The 17,326-nt window shown below is 74.4% G+C and carries 14 protein-coding genes and 1 pseudogene; 11 read left to right on the top strand and 4 right to left on the bottom strand.

Going from position 1 to position 17,326, the window contains the following annotated elements:
- The first annotated feature begins 72 nt into the window (after positions 1–72).
- Positions 73–1,410, top strand: coding sequence for an allantoinase AllB (gene allB, locus ABT070_RS12885; RefSeq protein ID WP_351758709.1), 1,338 nt, complete (start codon positions 73–75; stop codon positions 1,408–1,410).
- A gap of 79 nt (positions 1,411–1,489) precedes the next feature.
- Complete coding sequence (gene alc, locus ABT070_RS12880) at positions 1,490–2,605, top strand: allantoicase (RefSeq protein ID WP_351758707.1); 1,116 nt, start codon at positions 1,490–1,492, stop codon at positions 2,603–2,605.
- 115 nt (positions 2,606–2,720) lie between these two features.
- On the opposite strand, the gene ABT070_RS12875 is transcribed toward alc, so the two are convergent.
- Positions 2,721–3,467: an SDR family oxidoreductase gene (locus ABT070_RS12875; protein WP_351758705.1), complete on the bottom strand. Its 747-nt coding sequence runs from the start codon at positions 3,465–3,467 to the stop codon at positions 2,721–2,723.
- 125 nt (positions 3,468–3,592) lie between these two features.
- Between ABT070_RS12875 and ABT070_RS12870 the strand changes: the two genes are divergently transcribed.
- Positions 3,593–4,414 (top strand): AIM24 family protein, encoded by an 822-nt coding sequence (locus ABT070_RS12870; RefSeq protein ID WP_351758703.1) that lies wholly within the window; start codon positions 3,593–3,595, stop codon positions 4,412–4,414.
- A gap of 102 nt (positions 4,415–4,516) precedes the next feature.
- Here the strand turns inward: ABT070_RS12870 and ABT070_RS12865 are convergent, their stop codons facing one another.
- Together ABT070_RS12865 and ABT070_RS12860 are read right to left on the bottom strand one after the other, a co-directional pair.
- Positions 4,517–4,903, bottom strand: coding sequence for a guanyl-specific ribonuclease (locus tag ABT070_RS12865; protein WP_351758700.1), 387 nt, complete (start codon positions 4,901–4,903; stop codon positions 4,517–4,519).
- Positions 4,904–5,013: 110 nt separating this feature from the next.
- Positions 5,014–5,214 (bottom strand): hypothetical protein, encoded by a 201-nt coding sequence (locus tag ABT070_RS12860; protein ID WP_351758697.1) that lies wholly within the window; start codon positions 5,212–5,214, stop codon positions 5,014–5,016.
- Between the two features lie 201 nt (positions 5,215–5,415).
- Here ABT070_RS12860 and ABT070_RS12855 point away from each other — a divergent pair, with 201 nt between their 5' ends.
- The 3 genes and pseudogenes from ABT070_RS12855 to ABT070_RS46260 form a co-directional block, all read left to right on the top strand.
- A complete protein-coding gene (locus tag ABT070_RS12855; protein ID WP_351758694.1) occupies positions 5,416–6,678 on the top strand; it encodes a histidine kinase in 1,263 nt (420 codons plus the stop codon).
- 86 nt (positions 6,679–6,764) lie between these two features.
- A complete protein-coding gene (locus ABT070_RS12850) occupies positions 6,765–7,445 on the top strand; it encodes a response regulator (RefSeq protein ID WP_351758692.1) in 681 nt (226 codons plus the stop codon).
- A 116-nt stretch (positions 7,446–7,561) separates the two neighbouring features.
- A pseudogene (locus tag ABT070_RS46260) lies at positions 7,562–7,684 on the top strand (cytochrome P450); the annotation flags it as partial.
- Between the two features lie 62 nt (positions 7,685–7,746).
- On the opposite strand, the gene ABT070_RS12845 reads toward ABT070_RS46260, so the two are convergent.
- Positions 7,747–8,763 (bottom strand): Gfo/Idh/MocA family protein, encoded by a 1,017-nt coding sequence (locus ABT070_RS12845; RefSeq protein ID WP_351758689.1) that lies wholly within the window; start codon positions 8,761–8,763, stop codon positions 7,747–7,749.
- A gap of 128 nt (positions 8,764–8,891) precedes the next feature.
- On the opposite strand from ABT070_RS12845, the gene ABT070_RS12840 reads away from it, so the two are divergent.
- The 5 genes from ABT070_RS12840 (at position 8,892) to ABT070_RS12820 (ending at position 17,145) form a co-directional block, all read left to right on the top strand.
- Positions 8,892–9,629, top strand: coding sequence for a GntR family transcriptional regulator (locus tag ABT070_RS12840; protein WP_199876132.1), 738 nt, complete (start codon positions 8,892–8,894; stop codon positions 9,627–9,629).
- 283 nt (positions 9,630–9,912) lie between these two features.
- Positions 9,913–11,061, top strand: a complete 1,149-nt coding sequence (locus ABT070_RS12835) for an ROK family glucokinase (RefSeq protein WP_351758686.1) — start codon at positions 9,913–9,915, stop codon at positions 11,059–11,061.
- 69 nt (positions 11,062–11,130) lie between these two features.
- Positions 11,131–11,724 (top strand): sugar kinase, encoded by a 594-nt coding sequence (locus ABT070_RS12830; RefSeq protein ID WP_351758684.1) that lies wholly within the window; start codon positions 11,131–11,133, stop codon positions 11,722–11,724.
- Between the two features lie 139 nt (positions 11,725–11,863).
- Positions 11,864–14,698 (top strand): SCO1167/SCO6262 family helicase, encoded by a 2,835-nt coding sequence (locus ABT070_RS12825; RefSeq protein ID WP_351759620.1) that lies wholly within the window; start codon positions 11,864–11,866, stop codon positions 14,696–14,698.
- Positions 14,698–17,145, top strand: a complete 2,448-nt coding sequence (locus ABT070_RS12820) for an SWIM zinc finger family protein (protein ID WP_351758682.1) — start codon at positions 14,698–14,700, stop codon at positions 17,143–17,145. Before ABT070_RS12825 ends, ABT070_RS12820 begins: the two co-directional genes overlap by 1 nt.
- Positions 17,146–17,326 lie beyond the last annotated feature (181 nt).

Genomic DNA, 17,326 nt, shown 5'->3' with positions numbered 1-17,326 from the left:
ACAGAACGTTGAATTCCGTTACGTGGAAGTTTCTTCGGTGTGACCGGAGGAGAGCGGAAGAGAGGGGTCCGGGTGTCCGACGCCGAACTGGTGCTGCGCTCGACGCGCGTCATCACTCCCGAAGGGTCACGGCCCGCCGCGGTCGCGGTCGCCGCCGGCCGGATCACGGCGGTACTGCCGCACGACGCCCCCGTCCCCGAGGGGGCCCGGCTGGAGGACTTCGGCGACGACGTCCTGCTGCCCGGCCTGGTCGACACTCATGTGCACGTCAACGATCCCGGCCGCACCCACTGGGAGGGCTTCTGGACCGCCACGCGCGCGGCGGCGGCCGGCGGCATCACCACCCTCGTCGACATGCCCCTCAACTCCCTCCCGCCGACCACGACGGTCGACCACCTCCGGGTCAAGCGCGAGGTCGCCGCCGACAAGGCGCACATCGACGTCGGCTTCTGGGGCGGCGCCCTGCCCGACAACGTCAAGGACCTGCGCCCGCTGCACGAGTCCGGCGTCTTCGGCTTCAAGGCGTTCCTCTCCCCGTCGGGCGTCGACGAGTTCCCGCACCTCGACCAGGACCGGCTCGCCCGCTCCCTCGCCGAGATCGCCGGGTTCGACGGCCTGCTGATCGTGCACGCCGAGGACCCGCACCACCTCGACGCCGCCCCGCAGCAGGGCGGCCCCCGGTACGCCGACTTCCTGGCCAGCCGCCCCCGCGACGCCGAGGACACCGCCGTCGCGAACCTCGTCGCGCAGGCGAAGCGCCTCCACGCGCGCGTGCACGTGCTGCACCTGTCCTCCAGCGACGCGCTGCCGCTGATCGCCGCCGCCAAGGCGGAGGGCGTCCGCATCACGGCCGAGACCTGCCCGCACTATCTAACCCTGACCGCCGAGGAAGTCCCCGACGGCGCCAGCGAGTTCAAGTGCTGCCCGCCCATCCGCGAGTCCGCCAACCAGGACCTGCTCTGGCAGGCCCTCGCCGACGGCACCATCGACTGTGTGGTCACCGACCACTCCCCGTCCACGGCCGACCTCAAGACCGACGACTTCGCGACGGCCTGGGGCGGCATCTCGGGCCTCCAGCTGAGCCTGTCGGCCGTGTGGACCGAGGCCCGCCGACGGGGCCACGGCCTGGAGGACGTCGTCCGCTGGATGTCCGCCCGCACGGCCGCCCTCGCGGGCCTCTCCCACAAGGGCGCGATCGAGGCGGGCCGCGACGCCGACTTCGCCGTCCTCGCCCCCGACGAGACCTTCACCGTCGACCCGGCGGCACTCCAGCACCGCAACCGCGTCACGGCGTACGCCGGCAAGACCCTGCACGGCGTCGTGAGATCCACCTGGCTGCGCGGCGAACGCATCGTCTCGGACGGCGAGTTCACCGAACCGAAGGGCCGGCTCCTCACCCGCACCCCCTGAGCCGGAGGGGCGCCCGACCCGCACTCCGGCGCCACCCGCACCCGCACCGGCCGACTCCCGAAAGGCAGACCTGATCACCGTGACGGCGATAGAGAGCTTCACCGGCGACGCGAACCCCTACGGCGGCGGCGACCCGTACGCGGACTACCGCACCGCCGACTTCCTTTTCACCCGGTACGCCGACCTCGCCGGCCGGCAGCTCGGAGCCGGAGTCGTCGCCGCCAACGACGAGTTCTTCGCCCAGCGCGAGAACCTGCTGCTGCCCGGACCCGCCGCGTTCGACCCGGAGCACTTCGGGCACAAGGGCAAGGTCATGGACGGCTGGGAGAGCCGCCGCCGCCGCGGCGCCAGTGCCGACCACCCCTGGCCGACCGCCGAGGACCACGACTGGGCGCTCGTCCGTCTCGGCGCGCCCGGGGTGATCCGGGGCATCGTCGTCGACACGGCGCACTTCCGCGGCAACTACCCGCAGGCGGTGTCGGTCGAGGGCGCCTCGGTGCCGGGCTCGCCGTCCCCCGAGGAGCTCCTCGGCGACCATGTGAAGTGGACGACGCTGGTCCCGCGCACGCCCGTGGGCGGCCACGCGGCGAACGGTTTCCCCGTGTCGGTGGAGCAGCGTTTCACCCATGTGCGGGTCAACCAGCACCCCGACGGCGGCATCGCCCGTCTGCGCGTGCACGGAGAGGTCGTGCCCGATCCCGAGTGGCTGACGGTGCTCGGCACCTTCGACGTCGTCGCCCTGGAGAACGGCGGCCTCGCCGAGGACGCCTCCGACCTCTTCTACTCGCCGGCGAGCAACACCATCCAGCCGGGCCGCTCCCGCAAGATGGACGACGGCTGGGAGACCCGCCGCCGCCGCGACCGGGGCAACGACTGGATCCGCTACCGCCTCGCGGCCCAGGCGCGGATCCGCGCCCTGGAGATCGACACGGCCTATCTGAAGGGCAACAGCGCCGGCTGGGCCTCGGTGTCGGTCAAGGACGGCGAGAGCGGCGAGTGGACGGAGATCCTCCCGCGCACCCGTCTCCAGCCCGACACCGACCACCGCTTCGTCCTGCCGGCCCCGGCGGTCGGCACGCACGCGCGCGTGGACATCTATCCCGACGGCGGCATCTCCCGTCTGCGCCTGTTCGGCTCCCTCACCGAAGCGGGCGCGGCGGCGCTGACCGCCCGCCACCAGGAACTCGGCGGCTGAACCGGCCGCCCCGCCCCGTGAACACCCCGGACGGCAGGGGGCGTTCACGGGGCGGCGAAGCGGCGGAGGCCACCCCGCCCTCCACGACAGCCTCGCCCGCTCCCGCGGCCGATCTCTATGCCGCGTGTCCGCCGTCCACGGCGAACTCGGCGCCCGTGACGTACGAGGCCCCCGCCAGGTGCGCGACCGTCGCGGCGACCTCCTGTGCCGTGCCGAAGCGGCCCAGCGCGGTCAACGTCGCCTGACCGGCCGCGTACGGGCCGTCCGCCGGGTTCATGTCCGTGTCGATCGGGCCGGGGTGGACGAGGTTCGCGGTGATCCCGCGCGGGCCCAGTTCCCGGGCGAGGGCCTTGGTCAGACCGACCAGGGCCGACTTGCTCATCGCGTACAGGGTCCCGCCGGGGCCGGGCACCCGCTGGGTCATACAGGTGCCGATCGTGATGATCCGGCCGCCGTCCGTCATCCGCCCGGCGGCGGCCTGCGAGGCCAGGAACACCCCGCGGACGTTCACGGCGAGCACCCGGTCGACGTCCGCGAGGCCGAGCCCCTCCAGCGGCCCGAGGACGCCGACACCCGCGTTGTTCACCAGCACGTCGAGGCCGCCCAGCGCCCGGGCCGTACGGTCCACCGCCCCGGCCGCCTCCTCGGGGTCCGCCGCGTCCGCGCGCAGCGCCACCGCCCGTCGCCCCAGTGCCTCCACGGCCGCCACGACGTCGTCGGCCGCCTCCTTGTCGTGCACGTAGGTCACCGCCACGTCCGCGCCCTCGCCTGCGAGCCGCAGGGCCGTGGCCGCTCCGATACCGCGGCCGCCGCCGGTCACGAGGGCCACCTTGCCGTCCAGCGTCTTCTCGGTCGTTGTCATGGGTCCATCCCAGCGGCCGGCGCCCCCTGCCGCTGGCGGCGAACGGACGTCGAGGTCCGGCCCGCACCCGGTACGCCGTCCGAGGAGAGCGGAACTCTTTCCTCCGGTTCCCGCGTTCTCCTTCTGTGACCCTTCGGCAAGAGATCGTCGGCAACGCCATGCAGATGGCGGTCGTCAGCCTGCAGCCCGGCGGGACCGTGTACTGCGAGGCGGGAAAGTTCCTCTTCAAGACGACGAACGTGACCATGGAGACCCGGCTGGGCGGCCCCTCCGGCGGCCGGGGCGGGCAACCGCAGGGCGGTCCGTCCGGCGGCGGCATGGGCGGCATGCTGCGCCAGGCCATGGGCACGGCCGTGCAGGCCGGCCAGCGCGCGCTCGCGGGCGAGTCGCCGGCGTTCCAGTACTTCTCCGCCCAGGGCGGCGAAGGCACGGTCGCCTTCGCGGGGGTGCTCCCCGGCGAGATGCGCGCCCTGGAGCTGGACGGCACGCGCGCGTGGTTCGCCGAGAAGGACGCGTTCGTGGCGGCCGAGTCCACCGTGGAGTTCGGCATCGCCTTCCGGGGCGGCCGCACCGGCATGAAGGGCGGCGAGGGCTTCGTCCTGGAGAAGTTCACCGGTCGCGGCACGGTGATCATCGCGGGGGCCGGCAACTTCATCGACCTCGACCCGGCCGACTTCGGGGGCCGCGTCGAGGTCGACACCGGCTGCGTGGTCGCCTTCGAGGAGGGCATCCGGTACGGCGTCCAGCGCGTCGGCGGTCTCGACCGCCAGGGGGTCATGAACGCCGTGTTCGGCGGCGAGGGCCTGTCCCTGGCCACCCTGGAGGGCAGCGGCCGCGTCATCCTCCAGTCCCTCACCATCGAGGGTCTCGCCAACGCGCTGAGGAAGGCCCGGGGCGGCGACAAACAGGGGCCGACCGGCGGACTGTTCTCGACGGACGCGGGCTGAGCCGACGAGCCGCGGGTGCCGGACGTGCCTCGCCCCGCGGCCTGGAGACGTGGGGGGTCCGCGGGGCGAGGGTCTGTGGATCGGACGAGCGGGCGGTGTCGGTCAGCAGCCGTAGTTGATCAGGTTGAAGGTGACGTAGTGGTCCGCGGTGTAGTAGTCCTCGGCGGACTTCTTCCCGGTCACGATGCGGCGCGCGCCGCGCGTCGAGGAGCCCGGGGTCTTCACCGTGTACTCGTGGTAATAACCGGTGGTCTGGCTGGGCAGGACGCCTTCCCGGTTCTGGAAGACGGCGCCGTCCTGCGAGTACGGGAACGGCCCGCCCGCGTCGATCAGGTCGAGCGTGTCGTACGCCTGGGAGGGCAGCTTCGTGTAGCAGACGCTGCCGACGGCGGCGTGGGCCGTGGTGGCGGAGACGGCGCCGCCGACGAGGAGGGCGGACAGGACGGCCGCCGAGGTGACGGTACGAGTGATCCGTGGGGGGAATCTCATGACCTCATGATGACGCGCGTAGACAGTGTCATGTCAATGACAAGACGCGGGATTTTGCCTTCGGGCCCGAGAAGTTTTCACGGTGTTAACCGGCGTCCGGACTCCCGCGTTCAGCCCGGCTTCCGGCTCTCCGCGGCGGCGAACAGGGCGAACGCCAGCACGATCAGCGCGGCGCTCGCGTACACCTCGTGGCCGTCGAGGAGGCCGAGGCGCTGCACGAGGCCCACGTGCCAGCGGGTGAACTCGTGCAGCAGGCCCAGGACGCCCTGCACCAGGGCGATGAAACCGAGTACTCCCAGCAGTTCCCTCATGCCCAGGACTCTCGCCCCGCGGAACCCCGGAAGGACATCGGCCGCCGGGCGGGACCTGCGCGACGGAAGACTGCGGATCGTCGGCCCGCCGCGCCGAAAGTGGACGCCGCCGCGACGTCGGTCGGCGCTTCCCGGCCTTCGGTAGGGGATGCGCGGCCACGGAGGGGTGGGCCGGCCCCGCGCCGCATAGATTTGTCGGCCATGAGGGCAGACGACAGCGCGGCACCGGCGGCACCCGGCTTCACGGGACGCCGATGGCTGCTGCCGTCGGCCGTGGCCGCGGAACTCGCCCCCGACGCGGGGCGCCCCGGCCGGCCGCACCGGCGCACCGCGCGCGACTGGATCGTCGACTTCCTCTGCTTCCTCGTGGCCGTGGCCGTCGGTCTGACGGTCGCGGACTCCTTCCCCGGCGAACGGGACCTGCCTGAGATCGTCGCCGCGGCCGACCAGCTCCTGGGCGCCCTGGCCTGCGCGGCGGTCTGGCTGCGCCGCCGCTGGCCCCTGGGCCTGGCGGTCGCGATGGTCCCCCTCGGCTTCCTGTCGACCACCTCGGCCGGCGCCTGCACGGTCGCCCTCTTCACCCTCGCCGTGCACCGGCCGTTCCGGTACGTGGCCTGGGTGGGCGGCGCCCAGGTGGCCCTGTTCCCGCTGCTGGCCTGGGCCCGCCCGGATCCCACCCTGGCGTACGGGCCCTCGGTGGCGTGGAGCGTGCTGTTCACCGTCACGGTCATCGGCTGGGGCATGTTCGTCCGGTCCAATCGGCAGCTGATGCTGAGCCTGCGCGACCGTGCCCGGCGCGCCGAGACGGAGGCCCGGCTGCGTGCCGAACAGGCGCAGCGGCTGGCCCGGGAGGCCATCGCCCGGGAGATGCACGATGTGCTGGCGCACCGGCTGACCCTGCTCAGCGTGCACGCGGGCGGGCTGGAGTTCCGGCCGGACGCGTCCCGCGAGGAGATCGCGCGGGCGGCCGGTGTCATCCGCGAGAGCGCCCACGAGGCCCTCCAGGACCTACGGGAGATCATCGGCGTCCTGCGCGCGGGCGAACCCGACGACGGGGGCCGCCCCCAGCCGACGCTGGCCGCGCTCGACACCCTGGTCGCCGAGTCCCGCGAGGCCAGCATGAAGGTCACCCTGGACCAGCGCGTCGCCGACGCCGGCGCGGTCCCCGCCTCCGTCGGCCGCACCGCCTACCGCATCGCCCAGGAGTGCCTCACCAACGCCCGTAAGCACGCCCCGGGCGCGGAGGTCGCGGTCACCGTCACGGGCGGCCCCGGCGAGGGCCTAGACGTGACCGTGCGCAACCCGGCCCCCGAGGGCGCCGTACCGCCCGTTCCCGGCTCCGGCCAGGGCCTGATCGGCCTGACCGAACGGGCCACCCTGACCGGGGGCCGGCTGGCGCACGGGACGTGGGGGGACGGGGGATTCGAGGTACGGGCGTGGCTGCCGTGGCCGGCGACGCCCTAGCGGGGGCCGGGCGGGGCCGGCCCCCGGGGGACCGTTCGTCGCGAACCGGGGACCCGCCCGCCCACAACCGTGATTACGTGAGGTCCATGACTGCGATCAGGCTCCTCCTCGTCGACGACGATCCCCTGGTGCGGGCCGGTCTGGCCTTCATGATGGGGGGCGCCGAGGACATCGAGATCGTCGGTGAGGCCGCCGACGGGAGCGAGGTCGAGGGGCTCGTGGAGCGCACCCGCCCCGACGTGGTCCTGATGGACATCCGGATGCCGGCCGTGGACGGACTCACCGCCACGGAACGGCTGCGCGGGCGCGAGGACGCCCCGCAGGTCGTGGTGCTCACCACCTTCCACGCCGACGAGCAGGTGCTGCGCGCGCTGCGCGCGGGCGCCGCCGGGTTCGTCCTCAAGGACACCCCGCCCGCCGAGATCCTCGACGCCGTGCGCCGGGTGGCGGCCGGTGACCCCGTCCTGTCGCCCACGGTCACCCGGCAGCTGATGGACCACGCGGCCGGCACCGCGGCCGACGCCCGGCGCCCGCACGCGCGCGTGCGGCTCGCGGCCCTGGGCGAACGCGAACGCGAGGTGGCCGTCGCGGTCGGCCGGGGGCTGTCCAACGCGGACATCGCCGCCGAACTGTTCATGAGCGTCGCCACCGTCAAGGCCCATGTCTCCCGGGTCCTGGCCAAGCTCGGCCTCAACAACCGGGTGCAGATCGCCCTGCTGGCCTACGACGCGGGGCTTCTGGAGGAGGGGGCGGACGGGCCCGGGTGACGGGCCGCGAAGACGGGCGGCGCGGTGGGCACCGGACGGGCGTCCCGCTCGTTGTGGGCGTGACGGGAGGGGGCAGGACATGGCCGAGGTGATCGACCTGGGGGAGTTCGGCGACGGCTTCCGGAGCGCTACGGTCCCTGCTCGAGCGCACCCCCGCCCCGGCGCTCGACGGCCCACCCGGTGACTGGCTCCCCGGCCCCCTGATGCGCGGGATGCGCAGCCTCCCGGTGCGCTGGTAGAACGGCGGCCGGCCCGTTCCGGGTGCCGGCCGGGCCCCGGCGTCTCCGGGGCCGGTGCTGCCTCACCCCGTCCCGGACGTCACCGGGATCTCCGCGAGCCACACCGCCCTGCGGTCTCGCCGGGACACCTCGCAGGCCTCGGCGATCCGCAGGGCCTCGAGCGCCTCGCGGCCGCCGCAGGGGTTGGCCCGCTCGCCCCGCACCACGTCCACGAAGGCGTTGAGCTCGGCCGTGTAGGCGGGCTCGAACCGCTCCAGGAACCCGGTCCACGGTTTGTCCGCGGCCGGGGGACCGGTGGGTTCGGTGGACGCGATCGGGGTGCGGTCGTCCAGGCCGACGACGATCTGGTCGAGCTCCCCTGCCAGCTCCATGCGGACGTCGTAGCCCGCCCCGTTCAGCCGCGTCGCCGTCGCCGTGGCGAGGGTGCCGTCGTCGAGCGTGAGGACGGCCGCCGCCGTGTCCACGTCCCCCGCCTCGCGGAACATCGCGGGCCCGGCGTCGGAGCCGGCGGCGTACACCTCCGTCACCTCGCGGCCGGTCACCCAGCGCAGACAGTCGAAGTCGTGCAGGAGCGCGTCCCGGTAGATCCCGCCGGACACCGGCAGCCACGCGGCCGGCGGCGCCGACTGGTCGGAGGTCAGTGCCCGTACGGTGTGCAGCCGTCCGAGCCGCCCCGAACGCACCGCCTCCCGGGCCCCGGTGTACCCCGCGTCGAAGCGGCGCTGGAAGCCCATGTGAAGGATCGTTCCGGCGGTCTCGACCTCGGCGATCGCCTGTAAGGTCCCGGCCAGATCGAGGGCGATCGGCTTCTCGCAGAAGACCGGGAGCCCGGAGCGTGCTGCCCGACCGATCAGTTCGGCGTGGGCCGACGTGGCCGTCGTGATCACCACGGCGTCCACGCCCCAGCGGAAGATCTCGTCCACCCCTGGGGCGGCCGTCTCGCCCAGCCGATGCGCGAGCTCCTGGGCCCGCGCGTGGTCCGCGTCCGTCAGGATCAGGGATCCGACCTCGCGGTGACGGCTGAGTGTGTTCGCATGAATGGTGCCTATGCGGCCCGTCCCGATGACCCCGATGCGCATGAGACAAAGGTGCGTTCCAGGCCGGGCGCTGTCAATGCGTATGTCCGGACAACCGAACTACACAACTTCCCGTCAACCGGTCGCGGAGCTACGCTCGGGCCGTGCCGAAACCAGAAGTGGACCCGACCGTGCAGCTAGAACTACGTGTGGACCGAAGTTCTCCGGTGCCGTTGTACTTCCAGCTCGCCCAGCAGCTGGAGGCCGCTATCGAGCACGGCTCGCTCACCCCCGGCAGCCTGCTGGGCAACGAGATCGAGCTCGCCGCGCGGCTCGGCCTGTCCCGGCCGACCGTCCGCCAGGCGATCCAGTCGCTCGTCGACAAGGGCCTCCTGGTCCGCCGCAGGGGGGTCGGCACGCAGGTCGTGCACAGCCAGGTCAAGCGCCCGCTGGAGCTCAGCAGCCTCTACGACGACCTGGAGGCCGCCGGCCAGCGCCCGGCCACGACGGTGCTGGTCAACACCATGGTCCCGGCGTCCGCCGAAGTCGCCGCCGCGCTCGCGGTGGCCGAGGGCAGTGACGTGCACCGGGTGGAGCGGCTGCGCCTGGCGCACGGGGAGCCGATGGCGTACCTGTGCAACCACCTGCCGTCCGGCCTGCTCGACCTGGACACCGGGCAGCTCCAGGCCACCGGCCTGTACCGGCTGATGCGGGCCGCCGGGATCACCCTGCACAGCGCCCGCCAGTCCATCGGCGCCCGCGCCGCCACCACCGCCGAGGCCGAGCGGCTGGCCGAGGAGGAAGGCGCCCCGCTGCTGACGATGCAGCGCACGACCTTCGACGACACCGGCCGGGCGGTGGAGTTCGGCGACCACATCTACCGGCCGACCCGCTACTCCTTCGAGTTCCAGCTCCTCGTACGCCCCTGACTCCCACCGGCGCGATCGGCCCGCCCTGGTCGCATTGTCCGGACAATGCGACCGGATATCCGTACAAGGTGAGTGATGGGCGGTCCCGGCCCGAGTGCGCGTAATTCTGCGTAATTTCATGTCCGGTCATGGGCCGTTCGGGGCCCGGGGAGCGCGGACCCGCACCGAAGCGCGGCCGCACCGGGCGTGACCGGCCGCGACGCGCCCGCGCCCGGCACAGGCCGCCCGCCCCGCCGCCGCCCCGCTCGGCACCCGGCGGGAGGGTGAGGCAGAATCGGCGGCGATGAGCACCTACGGCAACTTCACCGCCCCCATCGGCTCCCGCCGCGCCCCCGCACTCCGCACCGTGGGCACGAGGGAGCGCCGATCGCACCTCACCGCACCCCGAGTGCCGACGGTCGGCATCGACATCGGTGGCACCAAGGTGATGGCGGGGGTCGTCGACGCCGACGGCAACATCCTGGAGAAGGTCCGCACGGAGACTCCGGACAAGTCCAAGAGCCCGAAGGTCGTCGAGGACACGATCGTCGAGCTGGTCCTGGACCTGTCCGACCGCCACGACGTGCACGCGGTCGGCGTCGGCGCGGCGGGGTGGGTCGACGCGGACCGCAACCGCGTCCTGTTCGCCCCCCACCTGTCGTGGCGCAACGAGCCGCTGCGCGACCGCCTCTCCGGCCGTCTCGCGGTCCCCGTCCTGGTGGACAACGACGCCAACACCGCCGCCTGGGCCGAGTGGCGTTTCGGCGCGGGCCGCGGCGAGGACCACCTGGTCATGATCACCCTCGGTACCGGGATCGGCGGCGCGATCCTGGAGGACGGGCAGGTCAAGCGCGGCAAGTACGGCGTCGCCGGTGAGTTCGGCCATATGCAGGTCGTGCCCGGCGGCCACCGCTGCCCGTGCGGCAACCGCGGCTGCTGGGAGCAGTACAGCTCGGGCAACGCGCTGGTCAGGGAGGCCCGCGAGCTGGCCGCCGCCGACTCCCCGGTGGCGTACGGGATCATCGAGCACGTCAAGGGCAACATCGGCGACATCACCGGCCCGATGATCACCGAGCTGGCCCGCGACGGCGACGCCATGTGCATCGAGCTGCTCCAGGACATCGGCCAGTGGCTCGGCGTCGGCATCGCCAACCTGGCGGCCGCCCTCGACCCGTCCTGCTTCGTGATCGGCGGCGGTGTCTCGGCCGCGGACGATCTCCTGATCAGCCCCGCCCGGGACGCGTTCAAGCGTCAGCTCACCGGCCGCGGCTACCGCCCCGAGGCCCGGATCGTCCGCGCCCAGCTGGGCCCCGAGGCCGGTATGGTCGGCGCGGCCGACCTGGCCCGCCTGGTCGCCCGCCGCTTCCGGCGCGCCAAGCGCCGCCGCGTGGAGCGCTACGAGCGCTTCGAACGGTTCACCGAGGCGGCCCGCCGCACCCAGGACACGGCGTGACCGCCGTACCGCCCCGCCCCCAGGACACCGCATGACCGCCGCACGACCCCGCACGACCCGGGACACCGCATGACAGCATCGCTGCCCCGCCAGGCCGCGCCCCCCGACGAGCCGCACCGCCCGCCGGAGGACCGCCGGCACGTGATCCGCCGCAGGGCGCTCACCCTGCTGATCATCGTGCTGCTCATCGGTGTCCCGGCCGGCTACCTGGTGATCTCCGCCAACCAGAGCCGCGACAGCGGCAAGGACAAGGAGGCCAAGTACTCGGCGACCGGCCTGACCGAGGGCTGGCCGTCGAAGGTCCAGCGCCGCCTGTACCAGGTGCCGATCCCGCACCCCTCGAACCAGGTCGCCTACTACGAGACGAACAACTGGAAGACCAGCCGCCTGTACGCGCAGTTCCAGACGACGCAGGCCGGACTCGACCAGTTCCTCGCCGAGATCGGCGTCAGCAGGGCCGATCTGAAGAAGGGCGAGATCACCATCAGCGCCCGCGACCAGGAGGTCACGGGCTGGAAGTTCGACGGCCCCGGCTCGCGCCCCGGCGACGACTTCGGCATCGTCCACCAGCAGAAGAAGCCCATGCCGACGCTGGACGTCGTGGTGAACACCGGCAACGCGATCTACCCCTTCGTCTACGTGGTCTCCCGCACGGTCCCCTGACCGGCCCCGACGAGGTCCCGCCCGGACCGGGACGCGGTGCCCGGGCCGGCCGCCGGGGCCGATTGTCAGACCCCGCCCGTAGAGTCGAAGACGACTGATCCGACACGCGGGCGGGAGGTGGACACCCGGCATGAGCGTCATGACCGACGGCACGGCCGCGGCGGAGCTTGGCTCCGTCTCCGTGCGGCTCGCCGCCGTCTTCCTGCCCGCGCCCCTTCCGCGCGAGGGCCGCGTCGCCTTCTGGGACCCGGCGGACGGCCCGTTGCCCACCACGGCGGACGCCGAGCACACGGAGCTCACCGTCGTCCGGCGCCACGGCTCGGCGATCCGCCGCAAGCAGGCCCCCGCCCTGTCCCTGCCGCTCGACAAGGCGCTCCCGCTGCTCGTGCGGGCCCGCCGCGACCCCGCCGCCCACCCGGCGACCGCCTGCTGGGGCGCGGCCGCGCTGCACGCGCTGCGGCTCACCGCCCGCGGCCGTCTGCTGCCCGGCCTGACACCCGCAGGCCACGACGCCTGGCGGGCGGGCCCGCTGGACCCGGAGGACATCGCACATCTGCGCGCGGTCGCCGCCGCGCTCCCGCACGAGGGCCACGCGGTGCCGCTGCCCGGCCCCGGGCCGCTCCGGCTGCCCCGCCCCGAGGCCCTGATGCGGTCGTTCCTCGACGCCGTGGCGGACACCCTGCCCCGCACCCCGGCCGCGCCGCACGCGTGCGGAAAGCCCTTCGCCGACCGCCGGCCCCAGCGGCTGCCCGGCGCGCACGACTGGGCCGCGGAGGTCGCCGCGGGCATGGACGCGGGCGTGCGGATCTCGCTCCGCCTCGACCTGTCCGCGTACGACATGTTCGACCGGCTCGACGACGGCGAGCGGGCCCGCCGCGCGGGCGCCGCGATCGTCCAGGTGCACAGCCTCGCCGACCCCACCCTGATGACCGACGCGGCGGCCCTGTGGGCGGGCGAGGCCGACGCCGCCTTCGGGGCGCGCGCCCGCGTGGACGCGGCCCTCGCCGTACGGCGCGCCGCCCGCGTCTGGCCGCCGCTCGCCCGGCTCGCCGAACAGGACGCACCCGACGTCCTGGCCCTGTCCGAGGACGAGCTCGGCGATCTCCTCGGGGTGGCGGCCACCCGGCTCGCGGCGACCGGGGTCGCCGTGCACTGGCCGAGGGACCTGGCGCAGGACCTCAGCGCCGCCGCCGTGGTCCGGTCCGCACCCGGCTCGGCGACCGACGGCACCGGCTTCTTCGAGAGCGAGGAACTGCTCCAGTTCCGCTGGCAGCTGGCGCTCGGCGGCGACCCGCTCAGCGAGGCCGAGATGGACACCCTGGCGGAGGCCCACCGCCCGGTGGTCCGGCTCCGCGACCAGTGGGTCCTGGTCGACCCGGCGCTCGTGCGCAAGGCCCGCAAGCGGGAACTGGGCCTGCTGGACCCGGTCGACGCCCTGTCCGTCGCGCTCAGCGGCACCGCGGAGGTCGACGGCGAGAGCGTCGAGGCGGTCCCCGTCGGCGCCCTGGCCGCCCTGCGCGACCGCCTCACCACCGGTGTGCACCCCGCCGATCCGCCCGCCGGCCTGCACGCCACCCTGCGCGACTACCAGCTGCGCGGCCTGGCCTGGCTGGACCTCATGACCTCCCTCGGCCTCGGCGGCTGCCTCGCCGACGACATGGGCCTCGGCAAGACGATCACCGTCATCGCCCTGCACCTGAAGCGGGACCGCGCCGAACCGACCCTGGTGGTCTGCCCGGCCTCCCTCCTGGGCAACTGGCAGCGCGAGATCAACCGCTTCGCGCCCGGCGTCCCGGTCCGCCGCTTCCACGGCGCCGACCGCAGCCTTGCGGACCTCGGCGGCGGCTTCGTCCTGACCACCTACGGCACGATGCGCTCGGCGGCGCTCACGCTGGCCGGGCAGCCCTGGGGCATGGTCGTGGCGGACGAGGCCCAGCACGTGAAGAACCCCTACTCGGCGACGGCGAAGGCGCTGCGCACGATCCCGACCTCCGCGCGCGTGGCCCTGACCGGCACCCCCGTCGAGAACAACCTCTCCGAGCTCTGGGCCCTGCTCGACTGGACGACACCGGGGCTCCTCGGCCCCCTGAAGTCCTTCCGCGCCCGGCACGCGCGCGCGGTCGAGAACGGCGAGGACGACCAGGCGGTGGAGCGCCTCGCCCGGCTGGTCCGCCCGTTCCTCCTGCGCCGCAAGAAGTCCGACCCCGGCATCGTGCCCGAGCTGCCGCCCAAGACCGAGACCGACCACCCGGTCCCGCTCACCCGCGAACAGGCCGCGCTGTACGAGGCCGTGGTGCGGGAGTCCCTGCTGGCCATCGAGACGGCGGACGGCATCGCCCGGCGCGGCCTGGTGCTGAAGCTGCTGGGCGCGCTCAAGCAGATCTGCGACCACCCGGCCCTGTACCTCAAGGAGGAGACCGCCTCCGTCGGCGACGCCCTCGCCGCCCGCTCCGGCAAGCTCGCCCTGCTGGACGAGCTGCTGGACACCCTGCTCGCCGAGGACGGCTCGGCCCTCGTCTTCACGCAGTACGTCGGGATGGCCCGCCTGATCACCGCTCATCTCACCGCCCGCGCGGTCCCGGTCGACCTGCTGCACGGGGGCACCCCGATCCCCGAGCGGGAGCGGATGGTGGACCGCTTCCAGGCCGGTGCGACGCCGGTCCTCGTGCTCTCCCTGAAGGCCGCCGGCACCGGCCTCAACCTCACCCGCGCGGGCCATGTCGTCCACTTCGACCGCTGGTGGAACCCCGCGGTGGAGGAACAGGCCACCGACCGTGCCTACCGCATCGGCCAGACCCAGCCGGTCCAGGTGCACCGGCTCATCACCGAGGGCACGGTCGAGGACCGTATCGCCGAGATGCTCCAGGCGAAGCGCGCCCTGGCCGACGCGATCCTCGGCTCCGGCGAGTCGGCCCTCACCGAACTCACGGACCGTGAACTGTCCGACCTGGTCAGGCTGCGGAGGGAGGCGTGATGGGGGAGATGGAGAAGGCCGAGACCGCGGCCGAGACCGCCGCCGAGACCGCGGCCGACACCGCCGCCGAGAGCGCGGCCGAGACCGCCACCGCCGTCACGGCCGGGGAGCAACGGGAGAAGGCCGCCGGCCCGGCCGACGAGGCACGCCGTGCGCTGCGGGCGGCTCGGGAGCGCTCGCAGGAACAGGAGCCGGCGCAGGGACCGCCGCACGGGCCGTCACCGGGGCCGACGCGAGGACCGTCGCACGAGCCCTCGACGCGGCCCGCGGGCCCCGCCCTCAGGCCCGGCGACGCGGCCCGCGCGGCCCTGCGGCGCACGGCGGAATCCGCGCCGACAGCGGAGGCCGTGTCCGTGGCGGACCCGGCCCCCGCGAAAGCCGCCCGGGCCGACGACGCCGACCCCACCGCGGCCCCCACTCCACCGGCGAACCCCGCGTCGGCGAACCCCGCGTGGGCGAACCCCGAGCGGGCGCTCTCCGCGCAGGCGAACCCCGCGCAGGCGAACCCCGCACCGGCGAAAGCCGCCTCGCCGACCGACCTCTCGCCGACCAATGCCTCGCCGACGGGCCCCTCGCCGACCGACCTCTCGCCGACGGACCCCGCGCACGCGACCCCCTCGTCGGCCGAGGCCCCGTCGGCGGACGCCGGGCCGCGCGCCCCGCAGGCCGGTACCGGTCAGCGCCCCGGGGACATCGCGCGTGAGGCCCTGCGCGCCGCCCGCGCGGAGGCCCGGCAGGCCCCGGCCGAGACCCGGAAGCGGGCAGGCCGCGGTACCTCGCGCGCCGACGGCGGCCGCCGCCCCCGTACCGACGCACGTCCCACCGACGCCCGGCGGCCCGTCAGCGCACAGGACCGCGTCGCCGACGAACGAGCGCGTGTTGTAAGGGAGTTGCTCGCGGGCGCCTTCCAGATGCCGTCGGAAGGGACGGCCGAGCACGAGCCCAAGCACGAGCCCGAGTTCGAGGCCGCGCACGAGATCGAGGCCGCGCACGAGATCGAGGCCGCGCACGACTTCGAGCCCGAGCCCGAGCCCGAGCCCGAGTTCGAGGCCGACGGCCGGGCCGAGGGGGAGGCCGGTGCCGGCAACGCGTCGGCGGATGACCGAAGTTCACGCGATGACTCGCCCTCGGCGACTCTCCTCGGAAGCGCGCCTTTTCTGCCTCTCGAACCGTCCCGGGCCCCCCGCTCCATGGCAGCCCCCGCACGGGACGGCGACCACCGTCGCACCTTCCCCGCCTTCCCCCCTCGCACCGGCGGATCCTTCGCCGGGACCTGGTGGGGCAACGCCTGGGTCACCGCGCTGGAAGAGGGCGCCCTCGACCCCGGCCGCCTGGTCCGCGGGCGGGGTTACGCGGAGCAGGGACACGTGGACGCGATCACCGTGACCCCCGGGCTCGTCCTGGCGTACGTGCAGGGCAGCCGCCCCCGCCCCTACCGCGTGCAGGTGCGGCTGCGCACGCTCGGCGGGGAGGACTGGGAGCGCTTCCTGGAGGCGGCCGTCGAGCGCCCCGGGCACATCGCCGCGCTGCTCGACAAGGAGATGCCCGAGTCCCTCGCCGAGTGCGGGGTGCCGCTGCTGCCCGGCCCGGGCGACCTCGAGCCGCAGTGCAGCTGCCCCGACCGCGGTCACCCCTGCAAGCATGCCGCCGCCCTCTGCTACCAGACCGCGCGGCTGCTCGACGCCGACCCGTTCGTGCTGCTCCTGCTGCGCGGCAGGGGCGAACGCGAGGTGCTCGACGCCCTGTCGCGCCGCAACGCCACCCGGGCGGCCCGCGCCGCCCAGGAGCAGGAACCGGAACCTCTGCCGGGCGTACGGGCCGCCGAGGCCCTCGCCGAGCGCCGGCTCCCGCCGCTGCCCGCCCCGCTGCCCGTGCCCCCGCACCCCGGGCAGCCCCCGGCCTACCCGTCCGCGCCGAACGGCCCCGACTCCTTCGCGCTGGACCACCTCGCGACCGACGCCGCCGCCCGCGCCCACGCCCTGCTGGTCACCGGCCGGGACGAGATCGGCGAACTGACCCTCTGGCGGGACGCCGTACGGCTCGCCGCGTCCCGCCCCGGTTCCGGGCTCACGGTCACCACCCGCGCCCTCTACGCCGCGCTCGCCTCCGCCGCCGGCCGTACCCCGGTCGAGCTGGCCCGCGCGGTGGCCGCCTGGCGGCAGGGCGGCCCGGACGGGCTCACCGTCCTGGAGGAGACCTGGGACCCGCCGGCCGGCCGCTTCGACCGGGCCCGGCCGCTCCTCCTCGCCGCCGACCTGCCGGCCTTCCGGCCGCGCCGCAACCATCTCACCCACCCCCGTGGCCACGTCCAACTCCGCTTCGGCCGGGACGGGTTGTGGTACGCGTACGAGTCCGAGCCGGGCCACGACGACTGGTGGCCACGGGGCACCCCCGACCTGGACCCGGTGGGCGCGCTGACCGGCCTGGGCGGGTCGGACGAGTTCTGACGCGTCCCCGACCGCAGCAGCGCGCAGCGCGGCCCGGCCGGTGACCGCCGCCCGGGACCGCCCCGACTCCCCGGGACCGCCCCGACTCCCCGAGACCGCCCCAACTCCGCGGGACCGCCCCAACTCCCCGAATCCGCTCCCCACTTCGCCGCCGCCTCGTACGATGGCGCCCGTGACTCTC

This window comes from Streptomyces sp. NPDC002884, from assembly GCF_040295245.1.
Classification (GTDB): Bacteria; Actinomycetota; Actinomycetes; order Streptomycetales; family Streptomycetaceae; genus Streptomyces.
This window is presented reverse-complemented; position numbering and strand designations above follow the sequence as displayed.